The 23375-nt window shown below is 46.2% G+C and carries 23 protein-coding genes; 13 read left to right on the top strand and 10 right to left on the bottom strand.

Features of this window, described 5'->3' with window-relative positions:
* Positions 1-80 precede the first annotated feature (80 nt).
* From HGH90_RS11810 to HGH90_RS11795, 4 genes are all read left to right on the top strand, one after another.
* The gene (locus tag HGH90_RS11810) at positions 81-461 is read left to right on the top strand and encodes a DUF3127 domain-containing protein (RefSeq protein WP_145663729.1); all 381 of its coding nucleotides are present in this window, start codon (positions 81-83) and stop codon (positions 459-461) included.
* Positions 462-597: 136 nt separating this feature from the next.
* On the top strand, positions 598-2160 hold the full coding sequence (locus tag HGH90_RS11805) for an NAD(P)/FAD-dependent oxidoreductase (protein WP_168766801.1): 1563 nt from the start codon (positions 598-600) through the stop codon (positions 2158-2160).
* Between the two features lie 55 nt (positions 2161-2215).
* Positions 2216-3160 (top strand): ABC transporter ATP-binding protein, encoded by a 945-nt coding sequence (locus tag HGH90_RS11800; RefSeq protein ID WP_168766800.1) that lies wholly within the window; start codon positions 2216-2218, stop codon positions 3158-3160.
* A 15-nt stretch (positions 3161-3175) separates the two neighbouring features.
* On the top strand, positions 3176-4480 hold the full coding sequence (locus HGH90_RS11795) for an ABC transporter permease (RefSeq protein ID WP_168766799.1): 1305 nt from the start codon (positions 3176-3178) through the stop codon (positions 4478-4480).
* A gap of 39 nt (positions 4481-4519) precedes the next feature.
* Here the strand turns inward: HGH90_RS11795 and HGH90_RS11790 are convergent, their stop codons facing one another.
* Both HGH90_RS11790 and HGH90_RS11785 read right to left on the bottom strand, forming a co-directional pair.
* Entirely contained in the window at positions 4520-5467 is a 948-nt protein-coding gene (locus tag HGH90_RS11790; protein ID WP_168766798.1) for an NAD(P)H-dependent flavin oxidoreductase, read from the bottom strand.
* Positions 5468-5525: 58 nt separating this feature from the next.
* Complete coding sequence (locus tag HGH90_RS11785; protein ID WP_168766797.1) at positions 5526-6518, bottom strand: sugar phosphate nucleotidyltransferase; 993 nt, start codon at positions 6516-6518, stop codon at positions 5526-5528.
* Between the two features lie 242 nt (positions 6519-6760).
* On the opposite strand from HGH90_RS11785, the gene glyA reads away from it, so the two are divergent.
* The 5 genes from glyA to HGH90_RS11760 all read left to right on the top strand — a co-directional run bounded on the left by glyA (position 6761) and on the right by HGH90_RS11760 (position 10909).
* Positions 6761-8038, top strand: coding sequence for a serine hydroxymethyltransferase (gene glyA, locus HGH90_RS11780; protein ID WP_169191176.1), 1278 nt, complete (start codon positions 6761-6763; stop codon positions 8036-8038).
* 153 nt (positions 8039-8191) lie between these two features.
* On the top strand, positions 8192-9025 hold the full coding sequence (locus HGH90_RS11775) for an ATP-binding cassette domain-containing protein (protein ID WP_168766796.1): 834 nt from the start codon (positions 8192-8194) through the stop codon (positions 9023-9025).
* Between the two features lie 6 nt (positions 9026-9031).
* Positions 9032-9847 (top strand): hypothetical protein, encoded by an 816-nt coding sequence (locus HGH90_RS11770; protein ID WP_168766795.1) that lies wholly within the window; start codon positions 9032-9034, stop codon positions 9845-9847.
* A gap of 11 nt (positions 9848-9858) precedes the next feature.
* Positions 9859-10230 (top strand): GntR family transcriptional regulator, encoded by a 372-nt coding sequence (locus tag HGH90_RS11765; protein ID WP_168766794.1) that lies wholly within the window; start codon positions 9859-9861, stop codon positions 10228-10230.
* A 1-nt stretch (position 10231) separates the two neighbouring features.
* Positions 10232-10909: a hypothetical protein gene (locus HGH90_RS11760; RefSeq protein ID WP_169191175.1), complete on the top strand. Its 678-nt coding sequence runs from the start codon at positions 10232-10234 to the stop codon at positions 10907-10909.
* A gap of 119 nt (positions 10910-11028) precedes the next feature.
* Here HGH90_RS11760 and HGH90_RS11755 read toward each other — a convergent pair whose 3' ends face one another.
* The 8 genes from HGH90_RS11755 to secA form a co-directional block, all read right to left on the bottom strand.
* On the bottom strand, positions 11029-11400 hold the full coding sequence (locus tag HGH90_RS11755) for a rhodanese-like domain-containing protein (RefSeq protein WP_168766792.1): 372 nt from the start codon (positions 11398-11400) through the stop codon (positions 11029-11031).
* A complete protein-coding gene (locus HGH90_RS11750; protein ID WP_168766791.1) occupies positions 11397-11711 on the bottom strand; it encodes a DUF3817 domain-containing protein in 315 nt (104 codons plus the stop codon). Before HGH90_RS11750 ends, HGH90_RS11755 begins: the two co-directional genes overlap by 4 nt.
* Before the next feature lies 1 nt (position 11712).
* A complete protein-coding gene (locus HGH90_RS11745) occupies positions 11713-12171 on the bottom strand; it encodes a hypothetical protein (RefSeq protein WP_168766790.1) in 459 nt (152 codons plus the stop codon).
* Positions 12172-12240: 69 nt separating this feature from the next.
* Positions 12241-12831 carry a TetR/AcrR family transcriptional regulator gene (locus tag HGH90_RS11740; protein WP_169191174.1) on the bottom strand — a complete coding sequence of 197 codons (591 nt, stop codon included), beginning with the start codon at positions 12829-12831 and terminating at the stop codon, positions 12241-12243.
* A 162-nt stretch (positions 12832-12993) separates the two neighbouring features.
* Entirely contained in the window at positions 12994-14169 is a 1176-nt protein-coding gene (locus tag HGH90_RS11735) for a M20 family metallopeptidase (protein ID WP_168766788.1), read from the bottom strand.
* Positions 14153-14593, bottom strand: a complete 441-nt coding sequence (locus tag HGH90_RS11730; protein ID WP_168766787.1) for an SPOR domain-containing protein — start codon at positions 14591-14593, stop codon at positions 14153-14155. The genes HGH90_RS11735 and HGH90_RS11730 overlap by 17 nt, the downstream gene beginning before the upstream one ends.
* 29 nt (positions 14594-14622) lie before the next feature.
* Positions 14623-15282, bottom strand: coding sequence for a deoxyribose-phosphate aldolase (gene deoC / locus HGH90_RS11725; RefSeq protein ID WP_169191173.1), 660 nt, complete (start codon positions 15280-15282; stop codon positions 14623-14625).
* A gap of 91 nt (positions 15283-15373) precedes the next feature.
* Positions 15374-18694, bottom strand: a complete 3321-nt coding sequence (gene secA, locus HGH90_RS11720) for a preprotein translocase subunit SecA (RefSeq protein ID WP_168766785.1) — start codon at positions 18692-18694, stop codon at positions 15374-15376.
* Positions 18695-19357: 663 nt separating this feature from the next.
* Between secA and HGH90_RS11715 the strand changes: the two genes are divergently transcribed.
* From HGH90_RS11715 to HGH90_RS11700, 4 genes are read left to right on the top strand one after another with little or no spacing between them, the layout of a single operon-like run.
* Positions 19358-20632, top strand: coding sequence for an MFS transporter (locus HGH90_RS11715; RefSeq protein WP_168766784.1), 1275 nt, complete (start codon positions 19358-19360; stop codon positions 20630-20632).
* A gap of 22 nt (positions 20633-20654) precedes the next feature.
* Positions 20655-21818 (top strand): Gfo/Idh/MocA family protein, encoded by a 1164-nt coding sequence (locus tag HGH90_RS11710; RefSeq protein WP_168766783.1) that lies wholly within the window; start codon positions 20655-20657, stop codon positions 21816-21818.
* Between the two features lie 22 nt (positions 21819-21840).
* On the top strand, positions 21841-22896 hold the full coding sequence (locus HGH90_RS11705; protein ID WP_168766782.1) for a sugar phosphate isomerase/epimerase family protein: 1056 nt from the start codon (positions 21841-21843) through the stop codon (positions 22894-22896).
* Between the two features lie 54 nt (positions 22897-22950).
* On the top strand, positions 22951-23364 hold the full coding sequence (locus tag HGH90_RS11700) for a c-type cytochrome (RefSeq protein WP_168766781.1): 414 nt from the start codon (positions 22951-22953) through the stop codon (positions 23362-23364).
* Positions 23365-23375 lie beyond the last annotated feature (11 nt).

The following is a 23375-nucleotide window of genomic DNA, read 5'->3' as shown; positions in this document are numbered from 1 at the left end:
CTGGTATTAATAAAAAATATTTGCCCGCACTAAGTCGAATACCTTATCTTTGACCCTTCTGAATTTAAAATAATTTTTCTATGAGTTTTGAAATTACCGGAAAGCTGATTGTGAAGTACAATACGGTACAGCGTAGCGAAACTTTTAAAACAAGAGAGTTCGTTATTGAGAAGTCTGACGACATCAATGGCCGTGTTATTAACAACTATATTAAATTTCAGTCGGTACAAGACCGCACTGGCATTGTAGACCGGTTCAATGAGGGTGAAAACGTTAAAGTTTATTTCAATATCAAAGGTACCCGCTGGGAAAAAGATGGTAAAGTAAATTACATCACCAACCTGGACGCATGGCGCATGGAATCTGTAATGGCAGCTCCTGCTCCCGGCGCAGACCCACAACCTAACTACAATACACCACAAATGCCAGCCGGCGACGGTGGAGACGATTTACCGTTTTAATTAGCATAAAAGCAAAAAGCAAAAAGCTATTGTGGAGATTGATCGAAGCGAATTTTAAATACTCGCTACGCTCTTCTCCACAATAGCTTTTTGCTTTATGCTTTAGCCTTTTCTTTCCTATCTTCGCCTCTGCAATATGATACAACAAATATCTCTCAAACTACTGCCGGCAGATGCCGCCTCCCATACATCTATCATAGCGCATGCAGCCGCAGCACTGAGTATAAAACCTACGGACATCACAGGATTCAACCTGCTCAAACGCTCTATAGACGCGCGCTCCAGGCAGGGCGTATTCTTCGTGCTCACCCTCGAGGTCTTTATCGGAGAACCATTTGTTGAAAAGCAACATACCCACCCGGTATACCCATCCCTGCCCGCCAATGCCCCCCGCGTACTCATCGCCGGCGCCGGCCCGGCAGGACTCTTTGCCGCATTACGCCTCATCGAAGCAGGCATCAAACCCATTATCCTCGAACGGGGAAAAAACGTAAGAGACAGACGCCGCGACCTCGCTGCACTCAATAAAACCGGTATCGTAAATCCCGACTCCAACTACTGCTTCGGCGAAGGCGGCGCCGGTACCTACTCTGATGGGAAACTATATACCCGGTCTAATAAACGCGGAGATATTAACCGTATCCTCAATATATTCGTACACTTCGGCGCAGAAGATAAAATTATGATCGATGCGCACCCACATATTGGCACCAACAAACTCCCGCACATCATCACCTCCATGCGGGAACAAATTATCAACAGCGGCGGTGAAGTACACTTCGGACAAAAGGTAAGCGCCATCCGCATCAGCAACGGCGCCGTTACCGGCGTACAAACCGTCTCAGGAGAAGTGTTTGAAGGTAAACAACTGATCCTCGCCACCGGCCACTCCGCCCGCGATATTTTTATCATGCTTCACCAGCAAAACATTTTACTGGAAGCCAAACCATTCGCACTCGGCGTCAGGATAGAACATCCACAGGCCCTGATCGACACCGCCCAATACCATTGCGACACCCGCGGCCAATACCTGCCACCCGCCAGCTATAGCTTGGTAGAGCAAGTAGAAGGAAGAGGCGTATTCTCTTTCTGCATGTGCCCCGGCGGCATCATTGCTCCCGCAGCCACCGACCCCGGTGAACTGGTGGTAAATGGCTGGTCGCCCTCCAAACGTAACAACCCCTTCGCCAACTCCGGCATGGTGGTAACGGTAGATGAAGCCGACTTCGCTCCCTTCGCGCAACACGGCCCCCTCGCAGGTATGTACTTTCAGCAGTCGGTCGAACAAAAAGCCTATATGGCCGGCGGCGGCAACTTCGTAGCCCCCGCGCAACGCATGACCGACTTCGTACAGAAAAAAATATCTGCCTCCTTACCCGAATGCTCCTATATTCCAGGTCTGCAAAGTGCCGACCTGCGCACAGTACTCCCCAAGGTAGTACACCAGCGCCTCGCCGGCGCCTTCAAAGCATTTGGACGTAAAATGAAAGGCTATTACACCGAACAGGCCGTACTGGTAGCCACCGAATCACGCACCTCTTCACCCGTACGTATTCCCCGCAACAACGATACCCTCGAACACCCGCAGGTGGCTGGACTATATCCCTGCGCAGAAGGCGCCGGATACGCCGGCGGCATCGTGTCGGCCGCCATGGACGGCGAACGCGTAGCCGCCTTGATTGCCGCCAAATGGCAATAAATCTTGTATGAGATATTATAATTAATTATTGCTGATTAATTACTAATTTTTCATTATGAACCTACTCGAAGTTAAACACCTGAAAAAACATTATGCCACCCACAAAGCGGTTGATGATGTTAGCTTTGACATACAACAGGGCAGCATCTTCGGCCTACTGGGCCCCAATGGCGCAGGCAAAACAACCCTCCTGCGCATGATTACCGGCATCTTCTACCCCGATGAAGGACAAATTCTCTTCAATGGTAAAAAATTTGATCCCGAAAATGATGTCCGCCACATCGGCTATATGCCGGAAGAAAGAGGCCTCTATAAAAAAATGATGGTAGGCGAACAAACACTCTACCTCGCCCAGCTCAAAGGCGTTCCAAAAAAAGAAGCTGTAGAAAAAATCAAGTACTGGTTCGATAAGTTCGATATCAACACCTGGTACAACAAAAGAATCGATGAACTCAGCAAAGGCATGCAACAGAAAGTACAGTTCATCTCTACCATCCTGCATCAGCCTAAACTGCTGATACTCGATGAACCCTTCTCCGGTCTGGACCCGATTAACGCGAACCTGATCAAACAGGAAATCTTTCACCTGAGCCAACAGGGCACTACTATCATATTTTCTACCCACCGCATGGAACAGGTGGAAGAAATATGCGATCATATCCTGCTGATCAACAAAGGCCATAAAATACTGGATGGTAGCGTAAAACAAATACAGCAGGACTTCAAACAAGGCCTCTTTAAAATTGGCCTCGGTACCATGCCCAATCCTGCACAAATGGCTACCTATCATTTTACCATTGTGCAATCACACGATAAAGCATTTACGGTAAAAATGAATGAAGACAGCACCACTAACGATATTCTGCTGCACTTCATCCGCCAGGATATTCCTGTTACCTATTTCGAAGAAATTTTACCTTCTATCAACGAAGTATTCATCACCCAGGTACAACAAACTGAAAACAGCCGCAACAACGTAGCCGCTGCACCGCTCACCTGATCATCCTGCTTGTTTATGGAAAAAATATGGCTCATTATAAAAAGAGAATTTATTACCCGTGTACGCAAAAAGTCATTCCTGGTCACCACTTTGCTGGTGCCACTGGCCTTTGCTGCCATGATCATTGTTCCCATCCTCCTGGCCACCTCCTCCAGTGAGCACAAACTCATTGCAGTGGTGGATAACAGCCAGCTATTCGAAAACAAATTCCCCGACTCTAAAGGCGTTTACTTCAAATACCTGCACCAGCAAAACATCGACAGCCTGAAGCAACACTATGAGGAGCTGGGTTATGAAGGCGTATTATATATACCTGAATTTGATATCAACCGTCCCTCCGGCTTTGAATTTTATAGCAGCGGGCAGGCCAGCGTTACCATGGAAAGCAGTATCAACAGCGATATCAATAGCATTATTGAAAAAAAACGCATGGAACTGCAAGGCATTGACCAAGCCAAACTGGATGGTATCAGGTCGGACGTGGAAGTGACCTTCAAAAACGGGAAAGAGGGAAAGAAAGGCAGCTCTTGGGTGGCCTATGGCGTTGGATATGCCTCGGGATTTATTATCTACTTTATCCTGTTATTATTTGGCACCTCTGTGATGAGAGGGGTAATGGAAGAAAAAGTAAGCCGCATAGCTGAAGTAATGATCTCCAGCGTAAAACCTTTCCAGCTGATGATGGGCAAAATCATTGGTATTGCGGCGGTGGGCCTGTTGCAGTTTCTCATCTGGGGCGTGCTCATCACCGCCATCTATTCCCTCATTCCTTTGTTCGTTTCCCCGGAAAGCATGCAGGCAGCTGCCCAGGGCAGCCAGGCCATGTCGCAGAGCGAACAGGCAGAAGTGGTAAAACGGATTACCGAAGTAGTGGGCAGTATTCAATGGAGCCTGCTCCTCCCTTGCTTTGTATTGTATTTCCTGGGTGGATACCTGTTTTATTCTTCGCTATATGCCGCTATTGGCAGCCTTGCCAATGAAGATGCTGCAGATATACAACAGCTCACCATACCGGTAACAGTACCCATTATCATCGGCATTATGATCATGATGAAGGCCGTACATGACCCAGGCAGCTCCCTGGCCGTATGGGGCAGTATTATTCCGTTTACCTCTCCTATGGTGATGATGGCGAGATTGCCTTATGGTGTGCCCGGCACCGTACCTTACTGGCAACTGGGCCTTTCATTCGTTTGCCTGATAGGCGGATTCATGACCACTACCTGGGCCGCTGGCCGGATCTACCGCACGGGTATCCTGATGTATGGTAAGAAAATTACGCTGAAAGAAGCGATGAAGTGGATAGTAAGAAAACCTTAAAATTATACGCATCCCGCTCCCATAAGGCGGGATGCAACACTATATATCGATATTTTTAAGCCGCTGTATGGTTTCCCTGAATTCTGTTACTATATCTGCCAATACGGTAGCCGCGGGTTTTATCTCATGTATTAGCGCGCTCACCTGGCCTATTTCCAGCTCTCCTTCCTCGAGGTTGCCTTCAAACATTCCTTTTTTAGCCCTGGCGCGCCCCAGCAATGCCTGTAAGGCGGCAGCGTCTGCCCCGCTGTCTTCTGCTGCTTTTACAGCATTATAGAAGTTATTTTTTAGAAGTCGAACAGGTGTCAGCTTTTTCAGACTAAGTGCGGTATCTCCTTCTTTAGCGGCTACTACGGCTTGCTTAAAGTTGATATGGGAAGATGCTTCAGGGGTGGCTACAAAACGGCTGCCTACCTGTACCCCAGACGCTCCCAAGGCAAAAGCCGCCGCCATAGCCTTCCCAGATCCAATACCTCCTGCGGCGATCACCGGTATTTTCACCTGTTCACATACCGATGGTATCAGTACCATAGTGGTGGTTTCTTCCCGGCCATTATGCCCGCCGGCTTCAAAACCTTCTGCTACCACCGCATCTACACCGGCAGCTTCACTTTTAACAGCAAACAGGGCGCTGGACACCACATGTACCACTTTGATACCGGCAGCTTTCAACACCGGCGTCCATGTTTTGGGATTGCCGGCAGACGTAAACACAATTTGTACTTTCTCTTCCAGTATCATGTTCATCAGCTGGTCGATATCCGGGTACAGCAACGGCACATTTACCCCAAAGGGTTTGTCAGTGGCCTGTTTGCATTGCTGTATATGCTCCCGCAAAACATCAGGATACATGCTACCCGCGCCTATCAACCCCAAACCACCCGCATTGCTAACGGCACTGGCTAAACGCCATCCGCTTGCCCAGATCATACCTGCCTGGACAATGGGATATTGAATATTAAATAAGGAAGTGATACGGCCATTCATAGCCACGAATATACGATAAAGCAGAAAGTGTAAAGCATAAAGCACAAAGCCTTCCGCTCTACCCCAGGTCTATTTCTGTATTGTCGCCGATATTCAGGCTTTGGCTCAATCCCCGGATATTAGCATCGCTGCCAATCAGCGATGATTTTAATACTACCTCATACAGGTTACTGAACGAGCCGATAATAGAATCTTTTACAATAGAGTAGTTGATCACAGTATTATCTCCAATGGCTACATTGGGGCCAATAATGGCGTTTTTAATATTACAGCCTTCGCCAATGCTTACCGGGGGAATGATAATGGTGTTTTCGTAAGGTAATACCGGGTTGCTGGCCAGTTTATATTTTTTCAGCAGGATGGCATTTGTTTCCAGCAAAGTATCTTTACGGCCACAGTCAAACCAGTTCGATACTTTAAAGCCATTAAACTGTACACCGTGCTCTATCATGCATTCCAGCGCATCGGTCAACTGGAACTCATCATGCGATTTTATCTTATTATCGACATTGCTTTGCAGGCAATCGAAGAGTTGTTGTGTTTCTTTGATTTTGTAAAGTCCCACCAGGGCAAGGTTTGACTTAGGTATCTGCGGTTTTTCCACCACACGGGTAATCCTGGCCTGGTCGTCGAGTTCTGCTACGCCGAAATTGCGGGGATCATCTACTTTCTTCAGTCCCAGCATAGAATACGGGGAAGCGATCACTTCTTTGAAGTCACATTCACAGATGGTATCTCCCAATACGATCAATATCTCATCGTTACCCACTACCTCACGGGTCAGCAACATCGCGTGGCCGGTACCTTCGCGGCTGGCCTGATGTACAAAGTGACAGGTGAGCTTAGGATATTTCTTTTCAACGTAATGTTGGATTTTCTCTCCCAGGTAGCCTACCACGAATACAAATTCAGAAATCCCGGCCTCCACCAGCTGATCAATGATAATACTGAGTATGGTTCTGCCGGCTAAAGGTATTAATGCTTTGGGCTGGGTATATGTATGTGGACGAAGTTTGGTGCCTGCCCCTGCCACTGGTATTATTGCCTTCATTGAGTGTTGTAGTTAGGATTGCGAGTACGCTCGAATGCGGCGAAAATAGGCAAAAAAGAGCAAAAAGCTAAAAGGATAAAGCAAAAAGCTATTATCGCGGATAACTTTTACAGAGAATTATTTGCATGGATTATACGTGATAGTAAATTTTTGTATGCAGCTGTCGCTTTTGGCCTCCTGCTTTGGGCTTTTCTTGCAATTCATCAGACTATCATTTATTTTTGCGTCAAATTTAAGGCAACATGCAAAGAGACCAGCAAATATTTGATTTAATCGGCCAGGAATTGGAGCGTCAGCGCCATGGCATCGAGTTAATTGCTTCTGAAAACTTTACCAGCTTACAGGTAATGCAGGCGATGGGGCAGGTGATGACGAATAAATACGCCGAAGGCTACCCTGGCAGAAGATATTATGCCGGCTGCGAAATTGTAGACCAAAGCGAACAACTGGCCATCGACAGGGCTAAACAAATATTTGGCGCTGCATACGTGAATGTACAGCCGCACTCCGGCGCACAGGCCAATGCAGCAGTAATGCTGGCTATCCTCCAACCCGGCGACAAAATCCTCGGACTGGATCTGAGCATGGGCGGTCACCTTACCCATGGTTCTGCAGTAAACTACTCCGGTAAACTTTATCAGCCTCATTTCTACGGCGTTAATAAAGAAACCGGCCTTGTAGAATACGATAAAATGGAAGAAATTGCCCAACGCGAAAAACCCAAACTGATTGTTTGCGGCGCTTCTGCTTATAGCCGTGACTGGGACTATAAACGTATCCGCGAGATCGCCGACTCAGTAGGCGCTTTCGTAATGGCGGACATCGCCCACCCGGCTGGTCTGATCGCGAAAGGATTACTGAATTCTCCATTTGCACATTGCCATTTCGTTACTACCACTACCCACAAAACATTGCGTGGTCCCCGCGGCGGTATGATCATGATGGGCGCCGATTTCGAAAATCCATTTGGACTGAAAACACCCAAAGGCGAAATCCGCATGATGAGCTCCCTCATTGATACTGCTGTATTCCCTGGCATCCAGGGCGGTCCGCTGGAACATATCATCGCTGCAAAAGCCGTTTCCTTCTTCGAGATCCTGTCTGACGACTATACCGTATACGCCAACCAGATCCTGAAAAATGCACAGGCCATGGCTAAAAACCTGGTAGGTAAAGGCTATGAAATCATCTCCGGTGGTACCGATAACCACCTGATGCTGATTGACCTCCGCAATAAAAATATCTCCGGTAAAAAAGCAGAACAAACACTCGTTAAAGCCGATATTACCGTTAATAAAAACATGGTGCCTTTCGATGATAAATCTGCTTTCGTTACCTCCGGTATCCGTGTAGGCGTTCCCGCTATCACCACCCGTGGACTTAAAGAAGGTCACATGGAACAAATCGTAGACTGGATCGATCAACTGATCCTGGACTCCGATAACGAAGCACTGATCACTAAAGTAAGAGGAGAAGTAAATACCTTCATGAAACAGTTTACCCTGTATCCTGAATTATAATAACGTACCCTCACAAGTATATTAAAGAGAGGAAGTCTGTCTACAGACTTCCTCTCTTTATTTTATCAAGCTCGCCAAAATTTATTTTGATATTTAAAAAATACCTCTACCTTTATAGTGTACTAGTAAAATAGTACACTAAACCACGACAATATGATTAACATCCAATCCCTGTCATTCAGCTACCGAAAAAACAAGCCCCTTTTCGACAATCTCCAGCTACGGCTTGAAGCCGGGCATATTTATGGATTGCTGGGAAAAAACGGCGCAGGCAAATCAACCCTCCTGAAACAGATGGCCGGCTTGTTGTACCCCGACAAAGGCACCTGCGAAGTAATGGGCCATGCTGCCGCCAAAAGACAACCCGCCTTCCTGCGCGAAATATTCCTGGTACCGGAAGAGTTCTACCTGCCCAGGGTGAGCATTACCCGCTACGTGAATACATATGCGCCATTTTACCCCAACTTCGACCAGGGCGCCTTCTTTAATTACCTCAAAGAATTCGATATTCCCCGGGATCATATGCTCACCGAAATGTCTTACGGGCAAAAGAAAAAAGTGCTCATCAGCTTTGCCCTGGCCACCAACACGAAAGTGCTGATCATGGACGAACCCACCAACGGCCTGGATATCCCGTCTAAAAGCCAGTTCCGTAAAGTTATTGCCGCCGCCGTAAGTGAAGATAAATGCATTGTAATATCCACACACCAGGTACGCGACCTCGACAACCTGATTGACAGCATCGTAATCATCAACGATCATAAGATCATTTTCCGCGAAGATGTACAAACAGTAACGGATAAACTGAGCTTTAAAACCGTGAGCCGTATAGAAGAGTCCACCGGCGTACTGTTTGCCGACAGTAACCTCCGGGGGCATACCATCATTACCCGCAACACCGGCCAGGAACATAGCAAAATAGATATGGAACTGCTATTCAATGCTATTCTCACTAACCAGCAACCTATCCAGGAAATATTTAACTAATTGCCCATGCAACCAAATAACTTTTTCAGCCTGCCGCGCATGCAGCTCTACCTGCAAAAACATATTACAGATCATTATCGCTTTTACCTGATGGGAATGGCCGCTATTTTTGGGCTGTCCACCATCATCCCGGTTCTAATGGTATTTTTTAATGGCGATGCCTTTACGCGGATGAATGAAATTACGCCTATTTACTACATGGGCCTGTTCTTCGGGGGAACACTGCTTACCAGCAGATCCTTTAATGAACTGGGCAGCAAGGAAAAAGGCATCGACTTCCTGATGATACCCGCTTCCCTGTTTGAGAAATTCATCACGGTACTATTGTTTACCACGGTAGGCTATTTCCTGTTTTATCATCTCAGCTTTTACTGTACCTATAAAATCATCAACGGCATAGAACTAACGCTCCGTCATAAACCCATTGAGCAGAATTTCAAGTTTCTCAGCGACCCCGATGAAAAAAAGTATATCTACTATGCTTACTTCATCCTGCAGGCTGCCTTTTTACTGGGCGCTACCTATTTCCATAAAGTCGCTTTTATTAAAACAGTGCTCTGCATATTTCTTTTTGCGTTGGGTCTCTATTTCGTTAACTGTATCTTGCTGACTTTTGTTTTCGGATTTGAAAAAGATATGTGGAAAAGAGGAATGCCATTCATACTTGTCATTAAACAAACAGGCGGCCCGCAGGTATGGCATACCACCACCTATTTCATCCCGGTTTGGCTACAGAACATATACCTCTTCGCCTTCAAGTTTTTGTTAGCCCCCATTTTATGGACGATGGCCTTTTTTAGGTTGAAAGACCAGGAAATTTAAATTTTTGAGAGATGGAATTCAAAGATACCCAGGCAATATACCTACAGATCGCAGACTATATCTGTGAACAGGTATTGCTCAGTAAATGGCAGACCGAAGAACGGTTGCCCTCCGTCAGGGAACTGGCGGTACTACTGGAAGTAAATCCCAATACGGTGATGCGCACCTGTGAGTTGTTGCAACAACAGGAAATTATCTACAATAAAAGAGGAATCGGTTATTTTATCAGTGCTGATGCGGTAAAGAAAATAAAGCAATACAAAAAAGAAGCGTTCATCACCAATGAATTACCCAGCTTCTTCCGCAGCATGTACCTGCTGGATCTCGACCTCGACGAACTGAAACCTCATTTTGAGAAATTCAAAAAATCAAACTTCAACTAACATGAAAACGAGCAATCAATTACTCCTGGGATTCATGGGGCTACTGGTAATAGGCATGCTGTTTTCTGCCATTATATTGAAAGCGGGCTATAATAAAGGCATTACCAACAACCCGGGATATGACAAGCAGCAAAAGCCAGATCCTGATTATACCAAGGCTTCCCTTCCGCCATTCAAAGCACTGGTACTAACCAGCTCTATCGATGGAGATGGCAAGGAACAGCATCCTGACATAACTATCAATACCACGGCAGATTACAGCCTGGAATCATATAAAAATATTACGTCGCACCGAATTGGGGACACCTTGTTCATCGATATCCGGAAAGCACGGGGCATTACTTTAAACTGCCAGCAACTCAGTTATATCCGCAACACCAGCCGCTGCAATGTTTTCCTGAATGGCCTGGTAACCGACCAGCTCGACATGTACGCAGGGTCGCATGTACGGTCCTACTTCGGCGATGTAAACATAAAACGCCTGCGTTACACCGGTGATACCGTCAATATACTTGAAGTCAGTGATGTGGCTAAACTGGATTCCGTAAAAATTTCCATGCATAAAAACGGATCGCTTTATTTCTACCCTGGCTATCGATATGGCGACATCCAGGTAGACAGCCTTGCTGAATTAGTACTGTCACCCCAGGCAGTCAACAGCCTCAAAAAGATCAATTAATCGCTTTCATACATTTAGCAATAAAATTCTATCTTAAAAAACGGGGCCTGTTGTTTAACAGGCCCTTCTTTTAAAGGAATCTTTAAGCCCCGATGACACACCTGTTGTAAAAACAGCCATCATTTTTGATTTTTCTGTTCAGTTACTATTTTTTCAAGATCAGTCCAGGCGCCACCGTTAAAAACATGCTTAAATCCCCTTTCTTTGAGAATGGCTTCCGCTTTCACACTTCTTAAACCGTGCGAACAACAGGTAATATAAGTCTTACTAGTATCGAGTTCAATATACCTTTCCCGGATTGTTCCTAATGAAATATTCACTGCGCCTTCAATATGCCCCATCACATATTCCTTCTCCGTCCGGACATCCAATATGACTGCCCCGTTTGCAATTTTAGCGGATAATCCATTGTCAAGCGTAGCAAAACGATAGGTTCGATACGAAACGTATAGCAGTAATAATACACCTGCTATTATTAAGGCTGCTTTCATTCTTTCTCTTTGAGTTTGCTTAAAATCCTGCTGTCAATATAAAATGTTCCGAATGGTATGAAGCAAGCCAAAATCACTTTCCAGGTGGTTGCTTTGAATTTCCAGTTCTGTTCAACGCCAACGCTTAACGTGTTGAACAAAAAGAGTAAAAATATGGCTCCGTGAACGGGACCGAGTGACTTTGACAGGCTTGGGTTTCCAAAGTAATATTTCATTGGGACTGCTACAAAAACCAACACTAACAATGAAACCCCTTCCAGGTAGCCTATAATTCGTAATCTTCCGACTTTTGTTTTAAGTAAATCTTTCATTTTATCTAAAGTAAGGTCTGTTTGCTAATGGTGAAAACGGCCATGGAATGGCAATGAGAATAATAACCAGAGAAATTGAAAACCATATCAGCATTGTTTTGAATTTCTCATTGTCTGTTGGTTTCCGTTTTGCTAATGCCGAACCAATAGTAATTAATATGATGGCAAACAGCATTAAAGCAATATGGATGAAGCCAAAGAAAGCCATATCAATATGGTGAACAGCCTCTCTAAAATTTGTCCAGAAATATTTAATGATGGGACTTTGAGAATAAAGGATAATTCCAATTACCAGTTGAATATGGGCAATGGTGGCCGTCCAGTGCCGGACAGCATTGTCTGTTCTGGTAAAATCGCGTTTTAAAGTGTATCCTTTATATGCGTTGTAAATAGCAAGAACTAAGCTTACCAACACAAGCCAACGGACAATGGAGTGATAAAATGTAAGCGCCTGATACATCGTACTTTTTCGTTTACGATGCAAAGTAAAACAAAAACATACTAATTAGTATGTTTTTTAAGAAAAAAATTATTTCAAGGTGTTGAGGTAGCGTTTAAGTTCTTTTAAATAGGATAGATATACTTTTTTGTCGTTTTCGAGTTTTGCAAAATTTCGTACGCCCCAATAGCCGGATGCTACAAACATGGCTACCTGCCTTGCATTTATATCATCGCGTATCTGTCCTTTTTCTTTTCCTTTTACAATGACCGCTGCCATTGTCTTTACCCATTGTTGTGTAATTTCATTTAATGCATGGCTGAAATCTTTATTCCAGGATGCCATCTCTTGCGTAAAGTTGGCCACCGGGCAACCGTGTTGCACCTGTAAAAACTCATCTTCGATTAAGAGATAATGTATTAAGTTGTAAATAGTGTCTACTGGATTTTTATCATTTTGCAACGGCGCAATAAAACTGCTGGCAAGTATTGGTTTTAGCAATTCATTTATGATGGCTATTCCCATTTCATCTTTGTTTTTGAAATGGTAATAAAAAGCCCCTTTTGTTACTTGTGTAGTAGCGAGAATGTCGTCAATACTGGTGGTCTGATAGCCTTTTTCGTATATCAGTGCAAAGGCTTTTTGCAGGATATTCAACCGTGTTCCTTCTGCTTTTTTCATAAAAACATACTAATAGGTATTATTTGCAAATAAAGTGATACCTGGCCAGTTACACAAATTATTGTCGGCGCCGGGGTGTATTTATGCAGGGCCGCTTTCTGAAAGCTTTTAAATAAAAACGTCCCGATCGTTCACCGGGACGTTCTCATCATATACATATCGTTAGAACTGCGTAGCTAAATAGGCCATGGTACCCATGCCTACTTCAATCGCCTGTTCATCTATATCGAAAGAGGGCGTGTGTACGCCGGAAGTAATGCCCCTGGCTACATTGCCGGTACCCAGCCGGAAAAAGCAGGCTGGCACTACCTGGGAATAAAATGCAAAATCTTCTGCGCCCATCCGGATTTCTGTATCTCCCACCAGCTCTTTACCCAGGTAATCGGTGGCAAAGTTCCTGGCTTTGTTGGTAACGGCTTCATTGTTATATAAAGTGGGGTACCCAACTAGTATTTCAATATCTATTTCAGCTCCCATCGCTTCTGCGATGCCAATGGCCTGTTTGCGGATCAGCTCATGCGCTTTAAATCGCCAGGTTTCATCCATCGCTCTGAAAGTACCCATCAGCTTTACTTCGCTGGGGATTACATTGGTAGTAAATCCGCCGTTGAAGGCACAGATAGATAATACGGAGGGCGAAAAAGGATTGTTATTGCGGGAAATAATCTGTTGCAGGCTTACCACCAGCTGAGACGCCACCAGGATGGTATCTACAGTAAGATGTGGCTGCGCCGCATGGCCACCTTTACCTTTTACCGTTATATAAATTTCGTCGGCACTGGCCATGTATTTGCCGGCATGAAATCCCAGCTTACCCACTTCCAGGGAAGGATGTACATGTAATCCAAGGATAGCGTCGGGACGGGGGTTTTCCAACGCGCCTTCTTCAATCATAATACTGGCGCCACCGGGGTGTTTTTCTTCGCCCGGTTGAAACAATACTTTAATGGTGCCTTCAAACTGGTCTTTTAACTCATTCAGTATTTTGGTGGCGCCCAAGACGCAGGAGGTGTGTACATCGTGTCCGCAGGCGTGCATTACGCCAGGGTTGGTAGATTTATAAGACACTTCATTGGCTTCTGTAATAGGCAGCGCATCAATATCGGCACGCAAGGCAATCACTTTGGAAGCGGGATTTTTTCCTTCAATGAGCGCTATAATACCCGTTCCGGCAATACCTGCCTGGAAAGGAACGCCAAAAGCGGCGAGTTGTTCCTGGATGAACGCAGTGGTCTCAAATTCCTGGAAAGACAATTCCGGGTGGGAATGCAGATGACGCCTCACGGCGGTAAACTCGGGCGCATATGCCTTCGCCAGCTCTTTAATTCGATTCTTCATTCGATAGTTCTTTATCCAGTGTCACGTTAATAATGGCAGGTACTACAAATACACCGCCTGAAAACAGGTCAGATAATTTGTCCCGTAATTCGGTGGCCTCTTCACGGGTTTTGAAATCGCCTACGCGCACTTTAAAATAGGGGGCCTGATAATCAAGATAGGTACGATAGTCGGAGAAAAGCTGCATCACTTTCGCCTTGGCTTCATTGGCATCGCCACGTTTGTTGGTGGAAATTACCTGTACGCGGAAACCGGATTGATTACGGATAGCCAGGGTGTTGATATAGATCTGCTTTTTAATCAGCACATCCAGCCGGCTATCTTTTACCACTCTTACGCCACCATTGGCAGCCACGCTGTTGTCCTGGGCCATTGCCCAACTACTTCCTAACAGGCAGCACACCAGGATGAATAACTTTTGCATGAAATAAGGTATAATTAACGAATGAATAATTACTGTTCTTTGCTCTCCTTCATGATACTTACGCTGGCACTGGCGCCAATCCGGGTTGCCCCGGCTTCCACCAGCTCCTTCGCAAAAGCAAAGGTACGAATACCACCGGAAGCTTTTATTTGTATGTTGGCCGGTAAATTTGCTCTCATCAGCTTTACCGCGTCCACCGTAGCACCTTTTTCAGCATAGCCAGTGGAGGTTTTCATGAAATCTACGCCGTATTTACTGTAAAGCCGGCAACATTTCACGATCTCCTCTTCTAATAATATGCCACTTTCAATAATTACTTTTATCACCTTCTTCTTTTCCCGGATGATATACATGATATTGGCAATTTCTTTTTCGAGGAATTCCCAGTCATTATTTTTAATAGCGGAGATATTGATCACCAGGTCCAGTTCATCGGCGCCATCTACAATAGCCAGTACCGTTTCCGCCACTTTGGCTTCAATGGCCGAATAGCCAAATGGGAAACCGATAACGGTAGCAACCTTGGTATTGGTAGATCCCAGGAATGTTTTGGCCAGTTTCACGTACAGCGGTGGTACACAGGCAGCGGCAAAATCATATTCCACGCATTCCATGCACAACTTTTTGATATCCTCCAGCGTGGTGGTGGGTTTCAATACGGTATGGTCTATATAGCGGTTAATCTCCATAAATACATTTACTGATTACAGGGCGAAATTAATGCAAAACGGATTACGTTGCCGTAATCCGTTCTGATATTCGTTATAGCGATATAACTGCTTACGCGTTCTTACCGTGGCATTGCTTGTATTTTTTGCCGCTACCACAAGGGCAGAGGTCATTACGGCCAATCTGCGGTCCCTGGTGACGAACGGGTTCTGATTTTACCTCTTCTGCTACCTGGTAATCGGGACCAGCACCCTGGTGCCCATTATTGTCTACCAGGTCTTCATGGGAAGCCCGCATACGGCTCATATCCGTTCTTTCTTCATGTGCTTCACGGATTTCCGCGGCTTCCTCTGCCTGATTACCGCCATGAATACCACATTTACACAGGAAGGATACGATATCGCGGCTGGTTTCACCATCCATTTCCTTGAATAGGTTAAAGGCTTCGAATTTATAGATCAGTAATGGATCTTTTTGTTCATATACGGCACTTTGTACAGACTGTTTCAGGTCGTCCATTGCACGCAGGTGCTCTTTCCAGGATTCATCGATCAGGGCCAGCGTAATGCTGCGTTCCAGCGCATTCATGGTTTCATGACCTTTAGTTTCTACCACTTTCTGCAGGTTAGCCATTACGTTAATACCTTTTTTACCATCGGTAAATGGAATGGAGATATTTTCGATCTGGTGGCCCTGCTCTGTGTGGATACGCTCAATCAGCGGGAAGGTATTGGCAATCAGGTCATTTACTTTACGCTGGTAATTATCTTTCCCTTCATAATACAGCTTATTGGCCAGGGTGGGCACATCTGTTCTATTCAGTTCTTCAGCGGTGATGGCAGTATCGATCGAGAAGTTCATGATGGCGTCCATTTTAAAGGCTTCATAGTCGCCGCTGCCTTTGTGCGTAGTAACCATGCTTTCAGCCACATCATAGAATGCATTATCAATATCGATGGCCAGGCGCTCGCCAAACAGGGCGTGGTTACGTTTTGCGTAAATCACGGTACGCTGCTTGTTCATCACGTCATCATATTCCAGCAAGCGCTTACGTATACCGAAGTTATTTTCTTCTACTTTCTTCTGTGCTCTTTCGATGGAGCGGGTAATCATGCTGTGCTGGATTACTTCTCCTTCTTTATAACCCATACGGTCCATCAGACCGGCAATACGTTCTGAGCCGAACATACGCATCAGGTCATCTTCCAGGGATACGAAGAACTGGGAAGTTCCCGGATCACCCTGACGACCGGCACGACCACGCAGCTGCCTGTCTACACGACGGCTTTCGTGCCTTTCTGTACCAATGATAGCCAGACCACCGGCCTCTTTCACGCCAGGTCCGAGCTTGATATCCGTACCACGACCGGCCATGTTGGTAGCAATAGTTACCGCTCCCGGCAAACCTGCTTCTGCTACGATCTGTGCTTCACGGGCGTGTTGCTTAGCGTTCAATACGTTGTGTGGAACCTTATCGAAAGTCAACATTTTGCTCAGCAACTCCGACACCTCTACGGAGGTAGTACCTACCAGTACCGGGCGTCCTTTGGCCTGCAATTGCTTAATTTCATCAATTACCGCTTTATACTTGTCTCTCTTGGTTTTATATACCAGGTCTTCCGCATCTATACGGGAGATAGGGAGGTTAGTAGGAATGGTAACCACATCCAGTTTGTAGATTTCCCACAATTCACCGGCTTCTGTAGAAGCCGTACCGGTCATACCGGCCAGTTTGTGGTACATACGGAAGAAGTTCTGTAAAGTGATGGTAGCAAATGTTTGGGTAGCTGCTTCCACTTTCACATTTTCCTTGGCTTCGATCGCCTGGTGTAATCCATCAGAGTAGCGGCGGCCATCGAGGATACGGCCGGTTTGCTCATCTACGATCTTTACTTTACCGTCCAGTACTACGTATTCAACGTCTTTATCGAACAGGGTATACGCTTTCAGCAATTGCTGTACGGAGTGGATACGATCTGATTTAGCGGCAAAGTCTTGCAGCAACATATCTTTCCGTTGCAGTTTTTCTTCCGCGGCTATTGACAGTTTTTCAATTTCTGCCAGTTCTGATCCCACATCTGGCAGGATAAAGAAGTTGGCATCTTCTCCGCCTTGTGTGATCAGGTGAATACCTTTATCGGTGAGGTCTACGCTATTTTGTTTTTCGTCGATCACGAAGAACAGGCCTTCGTCAACCTTTGGCATTTCGCGTTGCTGGTCTGCCAGGTAATAGTTCTCTGCCTTTTGCAGTAATACGCGGTTACCTGCTTCAGAGAGGTATTTAATCAGGGCGCTGCTCTTTGGTAAACCTCTCCAGGCGCGCATCAGGGCCAGGCCACCGGTTTTTGGATCGTCTTTACCTTCTGCAATCAGTTTTTTAGCTTCCTGCAGGTATTGGTTCACCGACTTTTTCTGCATTTCAACCAGGTATTCGATACGTGGTTTCAGTGCATGGAATTCCTGTTCTTCTCCACGTGGGATAGGGCCGGAAATGATCAGCGGGGTACGGGCATCATCCACCAATACGCTATCCACCTCATCCACCATGGCATAGTGATGTTTACGCTGTACCATTTCGTCCGGGCTGTGTACCATGTTGTCGCGCAGGTAGTCGAAGCCGAATTCGTTGTTAGTACCATAGGTAATATCGGCCAGGTAGGCATTACGGCGATCTGGTGTATTGGGTTGGTGTTTATCGATACAGTCAACGGTAATACCGAGGAATTCAAACAGGGGGCCGTTCCATTCGGAGTCACGACGTGCCAGATAATCATTCACGGTTACGATGTGTACGCCTTGTCCTGCTAACGCGTTGAGGTAGGCAGGCAGGGTAGATACCAGCGTTTTACCTTCACCCGTTGCCATTTCAGCAATCTTACCCTGGTGCAATACGGTACCACCGATCAGCTGCACATCATAATGCACCATGTTCCAGGTAACGATATTGCCGGCGGCATTCCAGCTATTTTTCCAGATGGCTTTATCTCCTTCTATGGTTACATAGTCCCCTTTTACGGCGAGATGGCGGTCCAGTTCTGTGGCGGTAACGGTTTGTGTTGGATTATTGGTAAAGCGGCGGGCTGTTTCTTTTACAACGGCGAAAGCTTCGGGCAACAGTTCTTTCAGCACTACTTCCAGCTGCTTATCCCGGTCTTTTTTCAGAATGTCTATCTCCTGGTATATGGTATCTTTTTCTGTTACATCTTCGGTGGTATCGGCGTTCTCTTGTTTCTCCGCTATTTCTTTATCAATAGAGGCCAGATGCTTGGCGATACGCTCGCGGAAATCCTGCGTTTTGCGGCGCAGCTCATCAATAGGCAGGGATTGCAGTTTTTCGTACTCCTCATTAATCTGCTGCACCACCGGAGAGATGGATTTGATATCCCTTTCTGATTTATTCCCTCCAAATAGCTTTGATAAAAAACCTAACATGTTAAACGTTTAATTACGAATTACGATTTCTATTTATGGTAACCTACTTCCATCCAGGCTGAGTATATAATAATCAGTTGATAACTTTCTGCTTTGTCAGCCTGTGGCGCTAATGCTGCGGGCTTAGTCAGTTGGATAGACGGCATCCAGGTTACTCAAATATTATGCTTGTAAAGACCAACTGTCAAGGTGTCAGTTTTACAGCTGCCCGGCAAGGCCTGTAAAAGTAGGAATAAATTCGGTGATTTAGCGGGGATTTTGAAGGGATTTTGCTTTTCCCGCCAGCAATTAACATATTGATAGTATTTGCTGCTAACAGGCTGCTGTGGATGTTCTGCGGCATTGGACAACACCTGCGGCAAAGAAGCAGGCAACGGGGTTTCCATCTCCTAAAATCCGCATATAATTATATTATATATTATACTTTCCCTTGGGGATCCGGGTAAAAGGCAGCGCTGCCCCAACCGCTTATCCTGATTTATTACCGCAGAGACCATTGAAAAATTGGGAGGCCCCCTTGTACCACGGGACATTCCCCGCGAAAATGAAAATTTTCAGGAAAAATGCCGTTCGTCCATACAAAAAGATGGAAATATGAAAATACTTTTTATAAATTTAAAGGTTTAATATAGGTTTTCAAGTTTTACTCAAAAGTCCACGTTTATGGCAAATGGAATTCAGCCACAAAAACTGTTTGTAGCCAGCTGTATGGCCCTGCTGGTAACATCGTTATCCTTTGGTATTCGCGCCGGCATCTTAAGCCGCCTGGGCGTCGAATTTCACCTGGATACAAAAGAATTGAGCATTATTGCCGGAACTGCTTTCTGGGGATTCCCGCTGGCAGTGGTAATAGGAGGCTTCATTGTAGATGCGATAGGTATGAAACGCCTGCTCCTCGCAGCTTTCGTACTCCATCTCATAGGTATTGTCCTCACCATATTTGCTGGTGGGTTCTGGTCCCTGTTTATTTCCACCCTGTTTATCGGGATGGCCAACGGTACAGTAGAAGCAGCCTGTAATCCACTGGTAGCCACTATCTTCCCCGACAACAAAACCACCAAGCTGAATCACTTCCACCTGTGGTTTCCCGGCGGTATCGTAGTAGGTACACTACTGGTATTCCTGTTGTCTAAACTCGGACTCAGCTGGCAGCTACAGGTAGCCACCATGATTATTCCTACCCTGATCTATGGTTATCTTTTTATGCAACTGGACTTCCCGGTAACAGAAAGGGTGGCTTCCGGCGTATCCTCTGCACAAATGTACAAATCTGTGTTAAGCCCCCTGTTTATCGTTATGTTTATCCTGATGTTTGGCACCGCCATCACAGAACTCTTTACCGGACAGTGGATTGAAGTATTGCTTAAGAATGTTACTGAGAATTCTATCCTGATCCTGGCATTAACGGCGGGTACGCAGGTACTGGGCCGCGGTATTGCCGGACCAGTTGTACATAAAATATCTCCCACCGGCGTGTTGCTGATATCTGCCATTTTATCCGCTATCGGTTTGTACCTGCTGTCGCATGTATCCGGCAGTATGGTATTTGTGGCTGCCTTTATCTTTGGTATGGGTGTAACTTATTTCTGGCCTACCATGCTGGGCTTTGTGTCTGAAAACATCCCGGAATCCGGGGCATTGGGCATGAACCTGATGGGCGGCGCCGGTATGTTTGCCGTGTCTGTGTACATGTACTTCATGGGCGGTTTCTACGATACCATCATTACCAAACAATTGCCTGCCGGCGCTTCGCTGGATGCTTACCGCTCTGCTGCCCCCGGCTCTCCTGAAGCCACCGCTTTCAGCCAGGCAACTGCAGTGGCCGGCCCCGAAATTATTAACGCTACCCTCATAATACCAGTAATGTTGATTGTGGCATTTGCTGGCCTTTTCTTTTATATGCGCAACCGCAAAAAAGCACAGATTCAAATAGTATAACCTATAAAAGAGCATTGTAAATATGACACGGAAACTAAGAATGGGAATGATCGGAGGCGGTAAAGACGCCTTCATTGGCGCTATCCACCGGATTGCCGCCAATATGGATGGACTGATAGAGCTGGTGGCAGGCGCCCTCAGCATTAATAATGAAATTGCCGTAGAATCGGGTAAAATGCTGTTCCTCGATCCGGAACGCACCTACCTCGATTTCAAAACCATGTTAACCAAAGAAGCGGCTATGCCGGCAGATAAACGTATGGACTTCGTGACCATCGTGACGCCGAACTTTGCCCACTTCGAACCTGCCATGATGGCGCTGGACCTGGGTTTTAACGTAGTGATTGAAAAACCGATTACGTTTTCCCTGGAAGAAGCCAAACAATTAAAAGCTAAAGTAGAAGCCACCGGCTTAACGCTTTTACTGACACATACCTACACCGGATATCCCATGGTAAAGCAAGCCAGGCAAATGGTGAAAGATGGCGCCCTGGGCAAAATACGCAAGGTATGGGTAGAATATCCACAGGGCTGGCTCAGTAAACTGAGTGAGAGAGAAGGAAATGCACAGGCAGCCTGGAGAACAGATCCAAAAAAATCCGGCAAAAGCGGATGTATGGGCGATATTGGCACCCATGCTGCTAACCTGGCAGAATATATCAGTGGCGCGAAGATCGAAAAACTCTGTGCCGACCTGAATATACTCGTACCTGGACGCGCACTGGATGATGATGGCGCTGTATTGCTGCGCTTCGACAACGGCGCTGCGGGCGTACTGATGGCCTCCCAGGTAGCTGCCGGTGAAGAAAATGCACTGAAAATCCGTGTATATGGCGAAAAAGGCGGCCTCGAATGGGCGCAGCACGAGCCTAATACCCTGCTGGTAAAATGGCTGGACAAACCCACTGAAATCTACCGCGCAGGCGGCGGATATACTTTCCAGTCGAGCTACATGACCCACAACACGCGCACTCCTGGCGGCCACCCCGAAGGATACCTCGAAGCATTTGGTAACCTGTATCGCAACTTCGCCCAAACCTTATCTGCCAAAATCGACGGCGTACAACCTTCTCCTGAATCCCTGGACTTCCCGGGCACTGAAGAAGGCGTACGTGGTATGGCATTCATCGATAATGTAGTACGTTCTTCCCAGAGCGATGTTAAATGGACTAATTTCGAGATATAGTATTCACCATTAGAACGAGCGTATGAAAACGATTAAAGGACCTGGTATTTTCCTGGCGCAATTCATGGGAGATGAAGCGCCTTTCAATAATCTGAAATCGATCTGTGAATGGGCTGCCGCTCTTGGTTTTAAAGGCGTACAGATCCCTACCTGGGAAACCCGCCTGATCGACCTGCAAAAGGCAGCAGAGAGCAAAACCTACGCAGATGAGATCAAAGGCATCGTGAATGCAGCTGGACTGGAAATCACAGAACTGAGCACGCACCTGCAGGGACAACTAGTGGCCGTAAATCCTGCTTTCTCTGAAATGTTTGATGGCTTTGCCCCTGCGGAATGCCGGGGTAACCTCCAGGCACGTACGGAGTGGGCAGTGAACCAGCTGAAATATGCTGCAAAAGCCAGCCGCAACCTGGGACTCAATGCACACGCCACTTTTAGCGGCGCGCTGCTGTGGGCGCCCGCCATGTATCCCTGGCCACAACGCCCGGCGGGACTGGTGGAAACAGCTTTTGCTGAACTGGCCAAACGCTGGTTACCTATCCTGAATGAATTTGATGCCAACGGAGTAGATGTTTGCTATGAAATTCACCCGGGAGAAGACCTGCACGACGGGGTTACTTTTGAACGTTTCCTGGAAGCTACCGGCAATCATACCCGGGCTAACCTGTTATACGATCCGAGTCACCTGTTGCTGCAATGCCTCGATTACCTGGAATATATTGATATCTACCACGAAAAAATCAAGGCATTCCACGTAAAAGACGCGGAGTTTAATCCTACCGGCCGCTCCGGCGTATACGGGGGATACCAGTCCTGGATCAATCGCCCGGGCCGTTTCCGTTCCCTCGGCGACGGACAGGTCGACTTTAAATCCATCTTCAGTAAAATGGCACAATACGATTTTGCCGGTTGGGCCGTTATGGAGTGGGAATGTTGTATTAAACATCCGGAAGATGGCGCCAGAGAAGGAGCTCCTTTCATCGCCGATCATATTATCCGTGTCACCGAAAAAGCTTTCGACGACTTTGCCGGCGGCGGTACCGATGATGCATTTAATAAAAGAATTTTAGGTATTTAATCATTTATTATCCACTAATCGTTCGTAAACAATAACCAAATAAATAAACAACAAATGAGAAAGAGATATCTGGCGCCGCTGCTGTTATCCGCTATGTTCTTTGCAGCTTGCGGAGGAGGAGAAAAAAAACAAACGAATACTGACAGCGTAAGCACACACGAAGCTCCGGCAGCAGACAATTCCATGGTATCGCCCAATGCCGACAAACCGGTAAGCAAAGGTGAAACCCTGATGGCGCAGAGTGATTGCAAAACCTGCCATAAAGAAGAAATGAAAGTGGTAGGACCTGCCTTAAAAGATATCGCAGGTAAATATCCTAACACACCAGAAAATGTTGACAAACTAGCCGACAAAGTAATCAAAGGCGGTTCTGGCAACTGGGGTGAAGTAGCCATGCTGCCACATCCACAAGTATCTAAAGACGACGCAAAAGAAATGGTAAGCTACATCTTATCATTAAAGCACTAAGTCTAACTAAT

Origin of the sequence: Chitinophaga sp. Ak27 (assembly GCF_012726295.1) — a bacterium.
GTDB lineage: Bacteria > Bacteroidota > Bacteroidia > Chitinophagales > Chitinophagaceae > Chitinophaga.
Note: the sequence above shows the minus strand (reverse complement) of the source record. Positions and strands in the feature narration are given on the sequence as shown.

Bases quoted from the DNA above. Each gene is read 5' to 3' on its own strand.
- HGH90_RS11765 (WP_168766794.1), top strand. From the start codon at position 9,859: ATGGAATTCAAAGATACCCAGGCAATATACCTACAGATCGCAGACTAT.
- HGH90_RS11745 (WP_168766790.1), bottom strand. From the start codon at position 12,171: ATGTATCAGGCGCTTACATTTTATCACTCCATTGTCCGTTGGCTTGTG.
- HGH90_RS11790 (WP_168766798.1), bottom strand. From the start codon at position 5,467: ATGAATGGCCGTATCACTTCCTTATTTAATATTCAATATCCCATTGTC.
- HGH90_RS11750 (WP_168766791.1), bottom strand. From the start codon at position 11,711: ATGAAAGATTTACTTAAAACAAAAGTCGGAAGATTACGAATTATAGGC.
- HGH90_RS11800 (WP_168766800.1), top strand. From the start codon at position 2,216: ATGAACCTACTCGAAGTTAAACACCTGAAAAAACATTATGCCACCCAC.
- HGH90_RS11760 (WP_169191175.1), top strand. From the start codon at position 10,232: ATGAAAACGAGCAATCAATTACTCCTGGGATTCATGGGGCTACTGGTA.
- HGH90_RS11795 (WP_168766799.1), top strand. From the start codon at position 3,176: ATGGAAAAAATATGGCTCATTATAAAAAGAGAATTTATTACCCGTGTA.
- HGH90_RS11785 (WP_168766797.1), bottom strand. From the start codon at position 6,518: ATGAAGGCAATAATACCAGTGGCAGGGGCAGGCACCAAACTTCGTCCA.
- HGH90_RS11755 (WP_168766792.1), bottom strand. From the start codon at position 11,400: ATGAAAGCAGCCTTAATAATAGCAGGTGTATTATTACTGCTATACGTT.
- HGH90_RS11770 (WP_168766795.1), top strand. From the start codon at position 9,032: ATGCAACCAAATAACTTTTTCAGCCTGCCGCGCATGCAGCTCTACCTG.
- secA (WP_168766785.1), bottom strand. From the start codon at position 18,694: ATGTTAGGTTTTTTATCAAAGCTATTTGGAGGGAATAAATCAGAAAGG.
- deoC (WP_169191173.1), bottom strand. From the start codon at position 15,282: ATGGAGATTAACCGCTATATAGACCATACCGTATTGAAACCCACCACC.
- HGH90_RS11705 (WP_168766782.1), top strand. From the start codon at position 21,841: ATGAAAACGATTAAAGGACCTGGTATTTTCCTGGCGCAATTCATGGGA.
- HGH90_RS11730 (WP_168766787.1), bottom strand. From the start codon at position 14,593: ATGCAAAAGTTATTCATCCTGGTGTGCTGCCTGTTAGGAAGTAGTTGG.
- HGH90_RS11810 (WP_145663729.1), top strand. From the start codon at position 81: ATGAGTTTTGAAATTACCGGAAAGCTGATTGTGAAGTACAATACGGTA.
- HGH90_RS11735 (WP_168766788.1), bottom strand. From the start codon at position 14,169: ATGAAGAATCGAATTAAAGAGCTGGCGAAGGCATATGCGCCCGAGTTT.
- HGH90_RS11700 (WP_168766781.1), top strand. From the start codon at position 22,951: ATGAGAAAGAGATATCTGGCGCCGCTGCTGTTATCCGCTATGTTCTTT.
- HGH90_RS11715 (WP_168766784.1), top strand. From the start codon at position 19,358: ATGGCAAATGGAATTCAGCCACAAAAACTGTTTGTAGCCAGCTGTATG.
- HGH90_RS11740 (WP_169191174.1), bottom strand. From the start codon at position 12,831: ATGAAAAAAGCAGAAGGAACACGGTTGAATATCCTGCAAAAAGCCTTT.
- HGH90_RS11775 (WP_168766796.1), top strand. From the start codon at position 8,192: ATGATTAACATCCAATCCCTGTCATTCAGCTACCGAAAAAACAAGCCC.
- glyA (WP_169191176.1), top strand. From the start codon at position 6,761: ATGCAAAGAGACCAGCAAATATTTGATTTAATCGGCCAGGAATTGGAG.
- HGH90_RS11710 (WP_168766783.1), top strand. From the start codon at position 20,655: ATGACACGGAAACTAAGAATGGGAATGATCGGAGGCGGTAAAGACGCC.
- HGH90_RS11805 (WP_168766801.1), top strand. From the start codon at position 598: ATGATACAACAAATATCTCTCAAACTACTGCCGGCAGATGCCGCCTCC.